This is a genomic window from Bradyrhizobium sp. 14AA (assembly GCF_054185205.1).
Genome location: NZ_JAVAYM010000023.1, coordinates 100096 through 116086 on the forward strand (window position 1 = coordinate 100096; position 15991 = coordinate 116086).

The 15991-nt window shown below is 63.2% G+C and carries 10 protein-coding genes; all 10 read left to right on the forward strand.

Annotation, left to right across the window (positions count from 1 at the left end; genetic code table 11):
• Window positions 1-167 precede the first annotated feature (167 nt).
• The 10 genes from secE (at window position 168) to RAD15_RS32985 (ending at window position 15936) form a co-directional block, all read left to right on the forward strand.
• Window positions 168-359, forward strand: a complete 192-nt coding sequence (gene secE, locus RAD15_RS32940; RefSeq protein WP_007602984.1) for a preprotein translocase subunit SecE — start codon at window positions 168-170, stop codon at window positions 357-359.
• Window positions 359-913 (forward strand): transcription termination/antitermination protein NusG, encoded by a 555-nt coding sequence (gene nusG, locus RAD15_RS32945; RefSeq protein ID WP_007602985.1) that lies wholly within the window; start codon window positions 359-361, stop codon window positions 911-913. Before secE ends, nusG begins: the two co-directional genes overlap by 1 nt.
• A 130-nt stretch (window positions 914-1043) precedes the next feature.
• A complete protein-coding gene (gene rplK, locus RAD15_RS32950; protein ID WP_006611824.1) occupies window positions 1044-1472 on the forward strand; it encodes a 50S ribosomal protein L11 in 429 nt (142 codons plus the stop codon).
• 6 nt (window positions 1473-1478) lie between these two features.
• A complete protein-coding gene (gene rplA / locus RAD15_RS32955) occupies window positions 1479-2171 on the forward strand; it encodes a 50S ribosomal protein L1 (RefSeq protein ID WP_014494487.1) in 693 nt (230 codons plus the stop codon).
• Window positions 2172-2278: 107 nt separating this feature from the next.
• Window positions 2279-3232, forward strand: a complete 954-nt coding sequence (locus tag RAD15_RS32960) for a 2-hydroxyacid dehydrogenase (RefSeq protein WP_458182661.1) — start codon at window positions 2279-2281, stop codon at window positions 3230-3232.
• Between the two features lie 583 nt (window positions 3233-3815).
• A complete protein-coding gene (gene rplJ / locus RAD15_RS32965; RefSeq protein ID WP_458182753.1) occupies window positions 3816-4334 on the forward strand; it encodes a 50S ribosomal protein L10 in 519 nt (172 codons plus the stop codon).
• 54 nt (window positions 4335-4388) lie between these two features.
• Window positions 4389-4766: a 50S ribosomal protein L7/L12 gene (gene rplL / locus RAD15_RS32970; protein WP_091957455.1), complete on the forward strand. Its 378-nt coding sequence runs from the start codon at window positions 4389-4391 to the stop codon at window positions 4764-4766.
• 471 nt (window positions 4767-5237) lie between these two features.
• Window positions 5238-9356 (forward strand): DNA-directed RNA polymerase subunit beta, encoded by a 4119-nt coding sequence (gene rpoB / locus RAD15_RS32975; protein ID WP_458182663.1) that lies wholly within the window; start codon window positions 5238-5240, stop codon window positions 9354-9356.
• Between the two features lie 129 nt (window positions 9357-9485).
• The gene (gene rpoC, locus RAD15_RS32980) at window positions 9486-13682 is read left to right on the forward strand and encodes a DNA-directed RNA polymerase subunit beta' (RefSeq protein ID WP_458182665.1); all 4197 of its coding nucleotides are present in this window, start codon (window positions 9486-9488) and stop codon (window positions 13680-13682) included.
• Window positions 13683-13875: 193 nt separating this feature from the next.
• Window positions 13876-15936, forward strand: a complete 2061-nt coding sequence (locus RAD15_RS32985) for an FAD-dependent oxidoreductase (RefSeq protein ID WP_458182667.1) — start codon at window positions 13876-13878, stop codon at window positions 15934-15936.
• Window positions 15937-15991 lie beyond the last annotated feature (55 nt).

Sequence of the window (15991 nt, forward strand, 5' to 3'; positions counted from 1 at the left end):
ACTCGCAGCCGGCCCGTTAGACGCGGATCTCCGGCGCGGCTTTGAAATCCCCGAACAATCGAGCCCGGTTCCCGGCTCATCCTTCGAGACAGAGGGCTGGGCCAACGGCGGCTGTTCGGATCCCTGAAATTCATTTGCGTCTGTCGACGGACGTTGGACATCAAACGATGGCAGTCAGCCCGTTCAAGTTCTTGCAGGAAGTGCGCTCGGAGACCGCCAAGGTCACCTGGCCGACCCGTCGTGAGACGACGATCACCACCATCATGGTGTTCGTCATGGTCGCCGTGGCCTCGATCTTCTTCTTCGCCGCCGACCAGATTATCCGTGTTCTCATCACCTTCCTTCTGGGCATTCACTGATGGCAACAGCAACCGCTCAATTGTCTGACAAGCGCTGGTACATCGTCCACGCCTATTCGAACTTCGAGAAGAAGGTCGCTGAATCGATTCGCGAGCAGGCCAAGCAGCGCGGGCTCGAGGAACTGTTCGAGTTGGTGCTGGTTCCGACCGAGAAGGTCACGGAAGTGCGCCGCGGCCGCAAGATCGACGCCGAGCGCAAGTTCTTCCCGGGCTACGTGCTGGTGAAGATGAAGCTGACCGACGAGGCGTTTCATCTGATCAAGAACACGCCGAAGGTCACGGGCTTCCTCGGCGCGGAAAACAAGCCGATGCCGATCTCGGAAGCCGAAGCCATGCGCATCCTGCACCAGGTGCAGGAGGGCGTGGAGCGGCCGAAGGCGTCGGTGTCGTTCGAGATCGGCGAGAACGTGCGCGTGGCCGACGGCCCGTTCGCTTCGTTCTCGGGTGTGGTCGAGGAAATCGACGAGGCGCGCTCGCGCGTGAAGGTCGCGGTGTCGATCTTCGGCCGCGCCACGCCGGTCGAACTGGAATTCGGTCAGGTCGAGAAGGTCTGACCGGGTACGCGGAAAGCCGAAAGCTTTCCGCAAAACGAGGCCGTGGGAGGGAGAGGGCGGTTGCCAGCCGCATCCGACCCAGACCACGAACCTGAAACCGCCGGCCTGGCCGACACAACAGGAGTGATACATGGCAAAGAAAGTGACCGGATACCTGAAGCTTCAGGTCCCGGCCGGTGCGGCGAATCCTTCGCCCCCGATCGGTCCCGCGCTTGGTCAGCGCGGTCTCAACATCATGGAGTTCTGCAAGGCGTTCAACGCCCAGACCCAGAAGGAAGAGAAGAACACCCCGATTCCCGTCGTGATCACGATCTACGCCGATCGTTCCTTCACGTTCGAGATGAAGACCCCCCCGATGTCCTTCTTCCTCAAGCAGGCAGCCAAGATCCAGTCCGGCTCGAAGGCGCCGGGCCGTGACAAGGCCGGCAAGGTGACCAAGGCGCAAGTGCGCGAGATCGCCGAGAAGAAGATGAAGGATCTCAATTGCGACTCCATCGAATCGGCCATGAAGATGGTCGAGGGCTCTGCCCGCTCGATGGGTCTGGAAGTGGCGGGGTAAGCGGTCATGGCAATCGGAAAGCGTTTGAACAAAGCCCGCGAAGGTGTTGACCGCGAAAAGCTTTACCCGCTCGCGGACGCCATCAAGATGGTCAAGGAACGCGCGAAAGCGAAGTTCGACGAGACCATCGAGGTCGCGATCAATCTCGGCGTCGATCCGCGTCACGCCGACCAGATGGTCCGTGGCGTCGTGACCCTGCCGAACGGCACCGGCCGTACGCTCCGCGTCGGCGTGTTCGCCCGTGGCGCCAAGGCTGATGAAGCCAAGGCTGCGGGTGCTGACGTCGTCGGCGCCGAAGACCTGGTCGAGAAGGTGCAGAACGGTTCGATCGATTTCGACCGTTGTATTGCAACTCCCGACATGATGCCGCTGGTCGGCCGCCTCGGTAAGGTGCTCGGCCCGCGCGGCCTGATGCCGAACCCGAAGATCGGCACCGTGACCATGGACGTCACCGGTGCGGTGAAGGGTGCCAAGGGCGGCTCGGTCGAGTTCCGCGTCGAGAAGGCCGGCATCCTGCAGGCCGGCGTCGGCAAGGCCTCGTTCTCCGAGGAGAAGCTGGTCGAGAACATCAAGGCCCTGGCCGACGCTGTCTCGAAGGCGAAGCCGGCTGGTTCCAAGGGTACCTACATCCAGCGCGTTGCGGTGTCCTCGACGATGGGCCCCGGCGTGAAGGTCGAGCCAGGCACCATTCTCGGCTAAGGTCTGCCTCGACGAGAGGTTTGGAAATTGCATGAGGCGAGGGGCGGAATTGGGCAACCGATTCCGCCCCTCGTCGTTTGCGTCGGCGCTCGCAGGGAACAAGAACAATGGCTGATAAGGTCCTGATCTACTCGCGCTTCCCCAAGACGATGATGGCGCGCTTTGCCGAGCGGTTCGAACTGCTCGACACCGGCGGCAAGCCCGCGCGTGAGGTGTTTTCGGCCGACGAGCTTGGCGGCATCCGCGCGATGCTGACCGCGGGCGCCTCGCCGCTCGGTGCCGAGGCGATGGACCTGTTTCCGAAACTCGGCGCCATCGTCTGCTACGGCACCGGTTATGACGGCGTCGACCTCAAGGCGGCCGCCGCGCGCGACATCGCGGTCGGTCACAGCCCCGGCGCCAATGCGGCCTCGGTCGCCGATATCGCGATGACCCTGATGCTGGCGACGACGCGGCGGATCCTGGTTGCTGACGAATATGTCCGCAGCGGCGATTGGGCGGCGTCAAAGCAATCGCCGATGATGCGTCCGCAGGCCGGCATGCCCGGCCGCCGCATCGGCGTCTTCGGCATGGGCGAGATCGGCCGCAAGATCGCGGCGCGCTGCGCCGCCTTCGAGAGCGAGGTCGGCTATTTCAGCCGCACCAGATACGATCTGCCCTATCAGTATTTCCCATCGCTGGAGGCGCTGGCCGACTGGTGCAGCGTGCTGATGATCGCGGTCCGGGCAGGGGCGGAGACCCAGCATGTCGTCAGCGCCGATATCCTGAGGCGCCTGGGCGCGGACGGCTATGTCGTCAACATCTCCCGCGGCTCGGTCATCGACGAAAAGGCCCTGGTCACAGCGCTCACCGACAAGACCATCGCCGGCGCTGGCCTCGACGTCTTCGAGAAGGAACCGCACGCCCCCGACGCCCTGACGGCGCTCCCCAACGTGGTGTTCGCCCCGCATATCGGCGGCCACACCCTCGAATCGCATGTCGCCATGCAGAACTGCGTGCTAGCGAACCTGACCGCGTTCTTCGCGGGCAGACCGCTGCCTCATGGGGTCAAATCGACCTGAATCGGCCCTTGTCGGCCCGTCTCAGGGCCCGCCGCCAACGGATTGGAACTGGTGTGAATTTTGCTCTTGGCAAGCAGGCTCTGAGCGGTTAAAGAACCGCTTCCGGACGTGCCGGCCTCGGCTGGCGCGTTCGTGCACGCATTCCGAAAACCCGACAGGCAGGAGATCATTCCTTTTCAGGACGTCCGTGAGGATTTGCCCGAAAAGGAAGGAAAACCCGTCAGTTGGTGGGGTGCGGGCAGGGGTCGGACGGTTCGCCGGCTGACCCTGTCCTGTCCAAGACTGCAGGCGCCCGCGGGAAATTTCGATTTCTCAACGGCTTAATCGCACAGCCTGCATAGACGGGTGAAGACCGGATTTCACTTCGCGCCCAGCTTTAACGGCTGGCTTCGCGAAACGGGTCTGGTTCGGACCTCGACACGCCGTGGGCCCCAGGGCTCCCGGAGGGCAGGCTTTAAATTGTCGTCTCGCCCGGCGCGTGTCCGAAGGGTTTTGACCCGGAGGTTCAGGTTTTGGGTGGGGCGACGGGTGCAACCCGGTGGTCCCGCTTTTCGCGATGACCGCCAACCGGAAAGAGCTTGCTGTGGAACGAGCGGCAAAAAAGGAAGCGGTCGAACAGCTCAATGAGGTCTTCAAGACCACGAGCGTCGCGGTCGTTGCCCAATATTCCGGCCTCACCGTCGCCCAGATGCAGAAGCTGCGCATGCAGATGAAGCAGGCTGGCGCCTCGGTAAAGGTCTCGAAGAACCGTCTCGCCAAAATTGCTCTTGAAGGCACTGACGTCGTTGCCATCGGCCCCATGCTGAAGGGACCGACCGTGATCGCCACTTCGAACGATCCGGTAGCGGCGCCAAAGGTCGCCGTCGAATTCGCCAAGGCGAACGAAAAGTTCGTCATCATTGGCGGCTCGATGGGAAAGACCGTCCTGAATGTCGACAGCGTAAAGGCGCTTGCCTCGCTGCCGTCGCTTGACGAACTGCGCGCAAAGATCGTCGGCCTGCTTGTGGCCCCGGCGACCAAGATCGCTCAGCTCGCCAACGCGCCCGCGGGCAAGCTCGCGCGCGTCATCCAGGCTCATGCCTCAAAGGGCGAAGCGGCCTGACGCCCTTCGCAAAACTCAAACCCGAACCAGACTTACACGTAAGGAAACTGAACAATGGCTGACTTGCAGAAGATCGTTGACGACCTCTCGAGCCTCACCGTGCTCGAAGCTGCCGAACTCGCGAAGCTCCTCGAAGAGAAGTGGGGCGTTTCGGCTGCCGCGGCTGTCGCCGTGGCCGGCCCGGCTGGTGGTGGCGCTGCCGCTGCTCCGGCGGAAGAGAAGACCGAGTTCACGGTCGTTCTCGCCAGCGCCGGCGACAAGAAGATCGAGGTCATCAAGGAAGTCCGCGCCATCACCGGCCTGGGCTTGAAGGAAGCAAAGGACCTCGTCGAGGGCGCGCCGAAGCCTGTCAAGGAAGGCGTGAACAAGGACGAAGCCGAGAAGATCAAGGCCCAGCTCGAGAAGGCTGGCGCGAAGGTCGAGCTCAAGTAAGCAACACTTACTGGCGCAGGATCCCGGGCCATCGCCCGGGATCCTGGTCCGCCCTCAACGGGCGGGCCAGATGCAAAAGGCGTGCGACGGAACGTCCCGACGCAGGCCGAACACGAAAAAGTGTGGGGATTTGCGGGTTTACCCCTCGAATCTCCACTATTGTCGCCCCATATCGGTTCGGCAGCACGAAAGCGCGGTGGGCAGGGATGCGGGTTCTCTGTAAGCCGTTGGGAGAGCAGGCTATTTCGGGCTTTTGCAGTCCGTGAAGACAATCGTTGTGACGGGCGGGCGCGCACCAGCGCCCCGCGCGTCGTTTTGCGTTTTGAAGGTCTGAAGAACAGATTCAGGACATTTTGGCCTGAACCTGAGTTTCCGGCCCCCAAAGCGGGTTCGAAAAATTCAACCCGGGGAGCGGTGGCAGCCGCGCTCCGGACGGCGCGCCCAGAGCGGGCGACGAAATGAGAGGCCACGATGGCGCAGCAGACATTCACCGGTCGCAAACGCGTTCGCAAGTTCTTCGGACACATCAAGGAAGTCGCCGAGATGCCGAACCTCATCGAGGTTCAGAAGGCATCCTATGACCAGTTCCTGATGGTCGACGAACCCACCGGCGGGCGTCTCGACGAGGGCCTGCAGGCTGTGTTCCGCTCGGTGTTCCCGATCTCCGACTTCTCGGGCACCTCGATGCTGGAATTCGTCCGCTACGAGTTCGAGCAGCCGAAATACGACGTCGACGAGTGCCGTCAGCGCGGCATGACCTTCGCGGCGCCCCTCAAGGTGACGCTGCGCCTCATCGTGTTCGATATCGACGAGGAAACCGGCGCGAAGTCGGTCAAGGACATCAAGGAGCAGGACGTCTACATGGGCGACATCCCGCTCATGACGATGAACGGCACCTTCATCGTCAACGGCACCGAGCGCGTCATCGTCTCGCAGATGCACCGTTCGCCGGGCGTGTTCTTCGACCACGACAAGGGCAAGACTCACTCCTCGGGCAAGCTGCTGTTCGCTGCCCGCGTGATCCCGTATCGCGGCTCCTGGCTCGACATCGAGTTCGACGCCAAGGACATCGTCTATGCGCGTATCGACCGTCGCCGCAAGCTGCCGGTGACGTCGCTGATGTTCGCCCTCGGCCTCGACGGCGAGGCGATCCTGTCCACGTTCTACAAGAAGATCCTCTACAAGCGGACCAAGGAAGGCTGGCGCGTTCCGTTCGACGCCAACCGTTTCCGCGGCTACTCGACGATCAACGACCTGATCGACGCCGACACCGGCAAGGTCGTGCTCGAGGCCGGCAAGAAGCTCACCGTCCGCGCCGCCCGTCAGCTCCAGGAGAAGGGCCTGAAGGCGCTGCGCCTGTCGGATGAGGAACTCGTCGGCAACTACCTCGCCGAGGACCTCGTCAACCCGAAGACGGGTGAGATCCACGCTGAAGCCGGTGAGGAAATCACCGACAAGTCCATGAAGGCGCTCAACGAGCACGGCTACAAGGAATTGCCGCTGCTCGACATCGACCACGTCAATGTCGGCGCCTACATCCGCAACACGCTCTCGGCCGACAAGAACATGACGCGTGAAGACGCGCTGTTCGACATCTACCGCGTAATGCGTCCGGGCGAGCCGCCGACGCTGGATTCGGCGCAGGCCATGTTCCAGTCGCTGTTCTTCGACGCCGAACGCTACGACCTGTCCGCGGTCGGCCGCGTCAAGATGAACATGCGCCTCGACCTCGATGCGCCCGACACCCAGCGCACGCTACGCAAGGAAGACATCCTCTCCGTCATCAAGACGCTGGTGGACCTGCGCGACGGCAAGGGCGAGATCGACGACATCGACCATCTCGGCAACCGCCGTGTGCGCTCGGTCGGCGAGCTCATGGAGAACCAGTACCGCATCGGCCTGTTGCGCATGGAGCGCGCGATCAAGGAGCGCATGTCCTCGGTCGACATCGACACGGTCATGCCGCAGGACCTGATCAACGCCAAGCCGGCGGCCGCCGCCGTGCGCGAGTTCTTCGGCTCCTCGCAGCTCTCGCAGTTCATGGACCAGACCAACCCGCTGTCGGAGATCACCCACAAGCGCCGTCTCTCGGCGCTTGGACCGGGCGGTCTGACCCGCGAGCGCGCCGGCTTCGAGGTGCGCGACGTGCATCCGACGCATTACGGCCGCATCTGCCCGATCGAGACGCCGGAAGGTCCGAACATCGGCCTGATCAACTCGCTCGCGACCTTCGCGCGCGTGAACAAGTACGGCTTCGTCGAGACGCCTTACCGCAAGGTGAAGGATGGCCGCGTCACCGACGAGGTCGTGTACCTCTCGGCGATGGAAGAGGGCCGCTACACGGTCGCGCAGGCCAACGTGCCGCTCGACCCGAAGGGCCGCTTCACCGAAGACCTCGTGGTCTGCCGTCACGCCGGCGAAGTCTTGCCGGTGACGCCGGACAAGGTCGACTACATGGACGTGTCGCCGAAGCAGCTCGTTTCGGTCGCCGCGGCGCTGATCCCGTTCCTCGAGAACGACGACGCCAACCGCGCGCTGATGGGCTCGAACATGCAGCGCCAGGCGGTGCCGCTGGTTCGCGCCGAGGCGCCGTTCGTCGGCACCGGCATGGAAGGCGTGGTTGCGCGTGACTCGGGTGCTGCGATCGCGGCGCGCCGTTCGGGCGTGATCGACCAGATCGACGCGACCCGCGTCGTGATCCGCGCGACGGAAGATCTCGATCCGACCAAGTCGGGCGTCGATATCTATCGTCTGATGAAGTACCAGCGCTCCAACCAGTCGACCTGCATCAACCAGCGTCCGCTGGTGAAGGTCGGCGACATCGTCAAGAAGGGCGACATCATCGCGGACGGTCCGTCGACCGATCTCGGCGAACTCGCGCTCGGCCGCAACGTGCTCGTCGCGTTCATGCCGTGGAACGGCTACAACTTCGAAGACTCGATCCTGCTCTCCGAGCGGATCGTGAAGGAAGACGTCTTCACCTCGATTCACATCGAGGAGTTCGAGGTGATGGCCCGCGACACCAAGCTCGGACCTGAGGAAATCACCCGCGACATTCCGAACGTCTCGGAAGAAGCGCTGAAGAACCTCGACGAAGCCGGTATCGTCTACATCGGTGCGGAAGTGCGCGCCGGCGACATCCTGGTCGGCAAGATCACGCCGAAGGGTGAAAGCCCGATGACGCCGGAAGAGAAGCTCCTGCGCGCCATCTTCGGCGAGAAGGCCTCCGACGTTCGCGACACCTCGCTGCGCGTTCCTCCGGGCGTGCAGGGCACGATCGTGGAAGTGCGCGTGTTCAACCGTCACGGCGTCGACAAGGACGAGCGTGCGCTGGCGATCGAGCGGGAAGAGATCGAGCGTCTGGCCAAGGACCGCGACGACGAGCAGGCGATCCTGGACCGCAACGTCTACAACCGTCTTGCCGAGCTGCTGGAAGGGCGGCAGGGCATCGCAGGTCCCAAGGGCTTCAAGAAGGACACCAAGATCACCCGCGCGGTGCTCGAGGAGTATCCGAAGTCGCAGTGGTGGCTGTTCGCTTCGCCGAACGACAAGCTGATGGCCGAGATCGAGGCCATGCGGAAGCAGTACGACGAGTCGAAGAAGGGGCTGGAACAGCGCTTCCTCGACAAGGTCGAGAAGCTTCAGCGCGGCGACGAATTGCCGCCCGGCGTGATGAAGATGGTCAAGGTCTTCGTCGCGGTGAAGCGCAAGATCCAGCCCGGCGACAAGATGGCCGGCCGCCACGGCAACAAGGGCGTGGTGTCGAAGATCGTGCCGATCGAGGACATGCCGTTCCTCGAAGACGGCACGCATGCCGACATCGTGCTCAATCCGCTGGGCGTGCCCTCGCGCATGAACGTCGGACAGATCCTCGAGACCCATCTCGGCTGGGCCTGTGCCGGCCTCGGCAAGCGGATCGGCCAGACGGTCGATGCCTACTTGTCGAAGCAGGACATCAAGCCGCTGAAGGAAACCTTGAAGAAGGTCTACGGCGAGGACGAGACGATCAAGACGCTCAACGACAACGAGCTGCTTGAACTCGGCCATAACCTCAGCCGCGGCGTGCCGATTGCGACGCCGGTGTTCGACGGTGCCAAGGAAGCCGACATCGAGGAGATGCTGAAGCTTGCCGGTCTCGACGCGTCGGGTCAGTCGACCGTCTATGACGGCCGCACCGGCGACGCCTTCGATCGCAAGGTGACGGTGGGCTACATCTACATGCTCAAGCTGCACCATCTGGTCGACGACAAGATCCATGCGCGTTCGATCGGTCCGTACTCGCTCGTCACCCAGCAGCCGCTGGGCGGCAAGGCGCAGTTCGGCGGCCAGCGCTTCGGCGAAATGGAAGTGTGGGCGCTCGAGGCTTACGGCGCGGCGTACACGCTCCAGGAAATGCTGACGGTGAAGTCGGACGACGTCGCCGGCCGCACCAAGGTGTACGAGGCGATCGTGCGCGGCGACGACACGTTCGAGGCCGGTATTCCGGAATCGTTCAACGTGCTGGTCAAGGAAATGCGCTCGCTCGGCCTCAACGTCGACCTGCACAACTCCAAGGTGGGACCGGCGCCGACGTCGGAAGCAGCCGAGTAACACGACCTTTCATGCCCGGCCTTCACGGCCGGGCATTGGCGCCCCTCCCGATGCCTTGAGGGCAGGGTGCCCCGCTCGAGTGATTTTCGAATTTGCGGCCGGAGGCGACCGGTACGCGAGGAGAAGACGATGAACCAAGAAATTATGAATCTCTTTAACCCGACGACGCCGGCTCAGGTCTTCGACCAGATCCGGATCTCGATCGCGTCTCCAGAGAAGATTCTGTCCTGGTCCTACGGCGAGATCAAGAAGCCGGAGACCATCAACTACCGTACCTTCAAGCCCGAGCGCGACGGCCTGTTCTGCGCCCGCATCTTCGGGCCGATCAAGGACTACGAGTGCTTGTGCGGCAAGTACAAGCGCATGAAGTACAAGGGCATCATCTGCGAGAAGTGCTCGGTCGAGGTCACGCTGTCGCGCGTCCGGCGCGAGCGCATGGGCCATATCGAGCTCGCCGCCCCCGTCGCCCACATCTGGTTCCTGAAGTCGCTGCCCTCGCGCATCGGTCTTCTGCTGGACATGACGCTGAAGGATCTCGAGCGGATCCTCTACTTCGAATATTACGTCGTGCTCGAGCCGGGTCTCACCGCGCTCAAGGACCGTCAGCTGCTGTCGGAAGACGAGTATCTGAAGGCGCAGGACGAGTACGGCCAGGATTCCTTCACCGCCATGATTGGCGCGGAAGCGATCCGCGAGCTGCTCAAGGGCATGGACCTCGAGAAGCTCGAACTGTCCTTGCGCGCGGAGATGCAGGAGACCGACTCCGACATCAAGCACAAGAAGCTCGCCAAGCGCCTGAAGATCGTGGAAGCGTTCCGCCACTCCGGCAACAAGCCGGAATGGATGATCATGACCGTGGTCCCGGTGATTCCGCCGGACCTGCGTCCGCTGGTGCCGCTGGACGGCGGCCGCTTCGCGACCTCGGACCTCAACGACCTCTACCGCCGCGTCATCAACCGCAACAACCGCTTGAAGCGGCTGATGGAGCTGCGCGCGCCCGACATCATCATCCGCAACGAGAAGCGCATGCTTCAGGAAGCGGTCGATGCGCTGTTCGACAACGGCCGCCGCGGCCGCGTCATCACCGGCGCCAACAAGCGTCCGCTGAAGTCGCTCGCCGACATGCTCAAGGGCAAGCAAGGCCGCTTCCGTCAGAACCTGCTCGGCAAGCGCGTCGACTATTCGGGCCGTTCGGTGATCGTGGTCGGTCCCGAGCTGCGCCTGCATCAGTGCGGCCTGCCGAAGAAGATGGCGCTCGAGCTGTTCAAGCCGTTCATCTACTCGCGGCTTGACGCCAAGGGCCTGTCCACCACCGTGAAGCAGGCGAAGAAGCTGGTCGAGAAGGAGCGGCCCGAGGTCTGGGACATCCTGGACGAGGTCATCCGCGAGCATCCGGTGCTGCTCAACCGCGCACCAACGCTGCATCGTCTCGGCATCCAGGCGTTCGAGCCCGTGCTGATCGAGGGCAAGGCGATCCAGCTTCACCCGCTGGTCTGCTCGGCGTTCAACGCCGACTTCGACGGCGACCAGATGGCCGTGCACGTCCCGCTGTCGCTCGAAGCGCAGCTGGAAGCGCGCGTCCTGATGATGTCGACCAACAACATCCTGCATCCGGCGAACGGCCAGCCGATCATCGTGCCGTCGCAGGACATCGTGCTCGGTCTCTACTACGTCTCGATCATGCGCGAAGGCCTGCCCGGCGAGGGCAAGGTGTTCGGCGAGATGGCCGAGCTCGAGCACGCCCTGCACGCGAAGGTCATCCACCTCCACACCAAGATCAAGTACCGGTGGGAAGGCATCGACGAGACCGGCAAGATCTCCAAGCGCTGGATCGAGACCACCGCTGGCCGCGTCATGCTCGGTAACCTGCTGCCGAAGAACCCGCGCGTCCCGTACGAGATAATCAACAAGCTGATGACCAAGCGCGAGATCTCGGGCGTCATCGACCAGGTCTACCGCCACTGCGGTCAGAAGGAGACGGTGATCTTCTGCGACCGCATCATGGCGCTCGGCTTCTACAACGCGTTCAAGGCCGGCATCTCGTTCGGCAAGGACGACATGGTCGTGCCGCACTCCAAGTGGAAGATCGTAGATACCACCCGTACGCTGGCGAAGGATTTCGAGCAGCAGTACAACGACGGCCTGATCACCCATGGCGAGAAGTACAACAAGGTCGTCGACGCCTGGTCGAAGGCCACGGAAGAAATCGCCAAGGCGATGATGAAGGAAATCTCCTCGACCAAGAAGACGGCGAGTGGAGCGGATGCCGACATCAACTCGATCTACATGATGGCTCACTCCGGTGCCCGCGGTTCGCCGGCCCAGATGCGCCAGCTCGCCGGCATGCGCGGCCTGATGGCCAAGCCGTCGGGTGAGATCATCGAGACGCCGATCATCTCGAACTTCAAGGAAGGTCTCTCGGTTCTCGAGTACTTCAACTCGACCCACGGCGCCCGCAAGGGCCTCGCGGACACCGCGTTGAAGACCGCGAACTCGGGCTACCTGACCCGCCGTCTGGTCGACGTGGCGCAGGACTGCATCATCACGCAGTCCGACTGCGGCACCAAGCTCGGCATCAAGATGCGCGCCATCGTCGATGCCGGCACCGTGGTGGCTTCGCTCGGCTCGCGTATCCTCGGACGCACGGCCTGCGAAGACATCCGTGACAGCTCCGGCAAGGTGATCATCAAGCGCGATACGCTGATGGAAGAGAGCCATCTGGACGCTATCCAGCAGGGTGGTGTGCAGGAGGTGAAGATCCGCTCGGCGCTGACCTGCGAACTCGTCAACGGCATCTGCGGCAAGTGCTATGGCCGCGACCTCGCCCGCGGCACGCCGGTCAACCACGGCGAAGCGGTCGGCGTCATCGCGGCGCAGTCGATCGGTGAGCCGGGCACCCAGCTCACCATGCGCACCTTCCACATCGGTGGTGCGGCGCAGCTCAACGAGCAGTCGTTCGTCGAAGCCAACTTCGACGGCAAGATCGTGATCAGGAACAAGGCCATCGCCCGCAACAGCGAAGGTCACCTGGTCGCAATGGTGCGCAACATGGTGGTGGCGATCGTCGATGCCGACGGCACCGAGCGTGCGACGCACCGCGTCCAGTACGGCTCCCGCCTGCACATCGACGAAGGTGACACGGTCAAGCGTGGCCAGCGCATCGTCGAGTGGGATCCCTACACCCGTCCGCTCCTCACCGAAGTCGAAGGTACGATCGGCTTCGAGGATCTGGTCGAGGGGCAGTCGATCTCGGAAACGCTCGACGAGGCCACCGGCATCGCCAAGCGCGTGGTCATCGACTGGCGTTCGACCCGCGGCGGTTCGGACCTGCGTCCGGCCATCGTGGTCAAGGGCAAGGACGGCAAGGTGCTCAAGCTCGCCCGTGGCGGCGATGCCCGGTACATGCTGTCGGTCGACGCCATTCTCTCGGTCGACGTCGGAGCCAAGGTCAACCCGGGCGACATCCTCGCCCGTGTCTCGACCGAAAGCGCCAAGACGCGTGACATCACCGGCGGTCTGCCGCGGGTGGCGGAACTGTTCGAGGCACGGCGTCCGAAGGATGCGGCGATCATTGCCGAAATCTCGGGCACCATCCGGTTCGGACGCGACTACAAGAACAAGCGTCGCATCTCGATCGAGCCGATGGACAAGACCGACGAGCCGCGCGAGTACCTGATCCCGAAGGGCAAGCACATCCACCTTCAGGACGGCGACGTCGTCGAAAAGGGCGACTTCATCGTGGAAGGCAACCCGGCGCCGCACGACATCCTCGCGGTCAAGGGCATCGAGGAGCTCGCGGCCTACCTGGTCAACGAAATCCAGGAGGTCTACCGGCTCCAGGGCGTGCTCATCAACGACAAGCACATCGAGGTGATTGTCCGTCAGATGCTCCAGAAGGTGGAAGTCACCGACCAGGGCGACACGGACATGATCTCCGGCGAGCAGGTCGACAAGATCGAGTTCGACGCACTCAACGAGAAGGCGAAGGAAGAGGGCAAGAAGATCGCCACGGGTACGCCGGTTCTGCTCGGCATCACCAAGGCGAGCCTCCAGACCCGCTCCTTCTTCTCGGCGGCCTCGTTCCAGGAGACCACCCGCGTCCTCACGGAAGCGGCGGTCAACGGCAAGGTCGATCCGCTCGAAGGTCTCAAGGAGAACGTCATCGTCGGCCGGCTGATCCCGGCAGGCACCGGCGCCTCCATGGCCAAGATCCGCGAAGTCGCGATGAAGCGCGACAAGCTGATCCTGGACGAGCGCGAGAAGCAGGCGGCCGTCGTGTCGCCCGCGCCGGAAGCGGAGCTTCCTGCGCTGCCGCCCGCGGAATGATCGTTCATCCGTAGGAATACCGAGGACAACGAAAAGGCCGGCGCAAGCCGGCCTTTTTGCTGCTTTGTTTGCTTGCTGCGTTGCGGGATCAACCTTTGTTCATCTTTCCTTCAGGCGCAAAAGCGCTTTTGCTAGGGGAGTTTAGACCGGTGGATCCCGTGACGGGGGCAGGGCCGGAGACCACGGAACTCATATGCTTGATCTCGCAATCGTAGGCGGCGGCCCCGGCGGGCTGATGAGCGCCTGGTATCTGAAGCGCAAGCTCGGCGATCTCTGTCGCATCACCATCTACGAGGCGTCCGATCGGCTCGGCGGCAAGATCGTCACGCGCAAATTCGATTCCGCGCCCGCGATGTACGAGGCCGGCGTGGCCGAGATCTACGATTACTCGATGACGGGGCCGGATCCGCTGCGCGAGCTGATCCAGCATTTCGGACTGCAGACGATTCCGATGGATGCCGAACAGGTGCAGTTCGGCGGCGAACTCCTCAACGACGTCGCCGGCATGCGCCGCAAATACGGCGCCAAGACCGCGGCCGCGATCGAGGCATTCCGCAAGCGCTGCACCGAGGCGATGTCGCCGATCGAATATTACGAGGGCGTCGGCGCGCACGACAACGAGAACCCCTGGGCCTACAAGACCGCCGAGCAGGTGCTCGACGAGGAGGTCGAGGACGAGACCGCCAAGCGCTTCTTCAAGGTGATGGCACGCTCGGACATCGCCACCGAAAGCCACAACACCAACGGCCTGAACGCGCTCAAGAACTACCTGATGGACGTCGACGGCTATATCGGCCTCTACTCCATCCAGAACGGCAACGAGCAGCTGATCGAGTGCCTGCAGTCGGAGGTCAATGCCGACATCCAGCTCAATCACCGCGTGCTCACCGTCGGCAAGGCGCCGACCGGCCGCTACCAGCTCAAGATGATGAACGGCAAGGGGCCGGAGACGCGCGACTTCGATCTCGTGCTGGTCTGTCTGCCGCATTCCTGGCTCGCCACCGTCGGCTGGGAAGGCGAGCAGCTGCGCAAGTCGATGGTCAAGCACGTCTCCTACTTCGACCGTCCCGCGCATTACCTGCGCGTCTCGATCCTGTTCGACACGCCGTTCTGGGGCGAGAAGATTCCCGGCGCCTGGTTCATGTCGGAAGCCTTCGGCGGCTGCTGCGTCTACAACGAGGGCGCGCGTCACGACGTCGGCAAGCACGGCGTGCTGAACTGGCTGATTCCCGGCTCCGATGCGCTGGCCTTCGCCAATCTCACCGACCAGGAGCTGATCGACGCCGCGCTGAAATCGCTGCCGGCCTCGCTCGGCGATGCGCGTGCGCACTTCATGGAAGGCAAGATCCACCGCTGGCTGTCGTCGGTGAACGCGATTCCGGGCGGTCTGCCCGTGCGCGACGTCATGACCAATCACCGGCCCGAGCCGAAGGAGCATCCCGGCATCGTGGTGGTCGGCGACTATTTGTTCGACTCGACGCTGAACGGTCTGCTCGACTCCTCGGATGCGGCGACCGACATCATCCTGACCGAGATGATGCGCCTGCGCCGCGAGCGTGCGCAGGGCGAGGAGCCGGTCTCGGACAAGATCGACCGCGACTATTTCGAGAATTATCGCGGCCTCGGTCCCTACAGCGAGGCGTGGCGCCACTTCACCGATCCCGATTACCTCGCCAGGCTGGTCGGCATCGTCTGGGGCAGGGCGAAGGGCGCCAAGCTGTTGGTCGCGGGTTCGGCTAGCGGCGAGCTGGTCGGTGCGCTGCGCGAACGCGGCATCGATGCCTTCGGCATCGAGAGCAACCGCGCCATCCACGCCCGGACGCCGAAGGCGCTGAAGAAGTACAACAAGCTCGGCTCGATCACCGACATGCCGTTCAAGGACGGCGCCTTCGATTTCGTGTTCGAGACCAGCCTCTGCCACGTTTCCCCGAAGCAGGTGGTCCGCGCGATCAAGGAGCTGAACCGCGTGGTCAAGACCGGCCTCGTGTTCGGATCGGTCACCTCGGACATGGCGCCGGCACTGATCGACCGTTACGACCTCCTGCGCGGGGTCAAGAAGCTCGGTACCTGGTGGGAATGGTCCGAACTGTTCTTCGGCAACGGCTTCGACCTGTCGATGCACCGCAAGGACTGCACCGACATGCTCTGGGAGGCGACGCTCGCCGCCAACAAGGGCCCGGGCCAGTGGTACGCCGACGCCGACAGCTTGCGCTATTCCTTCTTCGACAAGGTCGAGGACGAGGACGACGACTAGCGGCAGGATCTGATGAATTCGCCAATTGTTTTGCCGAATTCATCTTGATCGCATA

What these genes read in the sequence shown, in the direction of transcription:
- rplA (WP_014494487.1), top strand. Translation starts at nt 1,479, where the DNA reads ATGGCAATCGGAAAGCGTTTGAACAAAGCCCGCGAAGGTGTTGACCGC.
- rplL (WP_091957455.1), top strand. Translation starts at nt 4,389, where the DNA reads ATGGCTGACTTGCAGAAGATCGTTGACGACCTCTCGAGCCTCACCGTG.
- nusG (WP_007602985.1), top strand. Translation starts at nt 359, where the DNA reads ATGGCAACAGCAACCGCTCAATTGTCTGACAAGCGCTGGTACATCGTC.
- secE (WP_007602984.1), top strand. Translation starts at nt 168, where the DNA reads ATGGCAGTCAGCCCGTTCAAGTTCTTGCAGGAAGTGCGCTCGGAGACC.
- RAD15_RS32985 (WP_458182667.1), top strand. Translation starts at nt 13,876, where the DNA reads ATGCTTGATCTCGCAATCGTAGGCGGCGGCCCCGGCGGGCTGATGAGC.
- rplK (WP_006611824.1), top strand. Translation starts at nt 1,044, where the DNA reads ATGGCAAAGAAAGTGACCGGATACCTGAAGCTTCAGGTCCCGGCCGGT.
- rpoC (WP_458182665.1), top strand. Translation starts at nt 9,486, where the DNA reads ATGAACCAAGAAATTATGAATCTCTTTAACCCGACGACGCCGGCTCAG.
- RAD15_RS32960 (WP_458182661.1), top strand. Translation starts at nt 2,279, where the DNA reads ATGGCTGATAAGGTCCTGATCTACTCGCGCTTCCCCAAGACGATGATG.
- rpoB (WP_458182663.1), top strand. Translation starts at nt 5,238, where the DNA reads ATGGCGCAGCAGACATTCACCGGTCGCAAACGCGTTCGCAAGTTCTTC.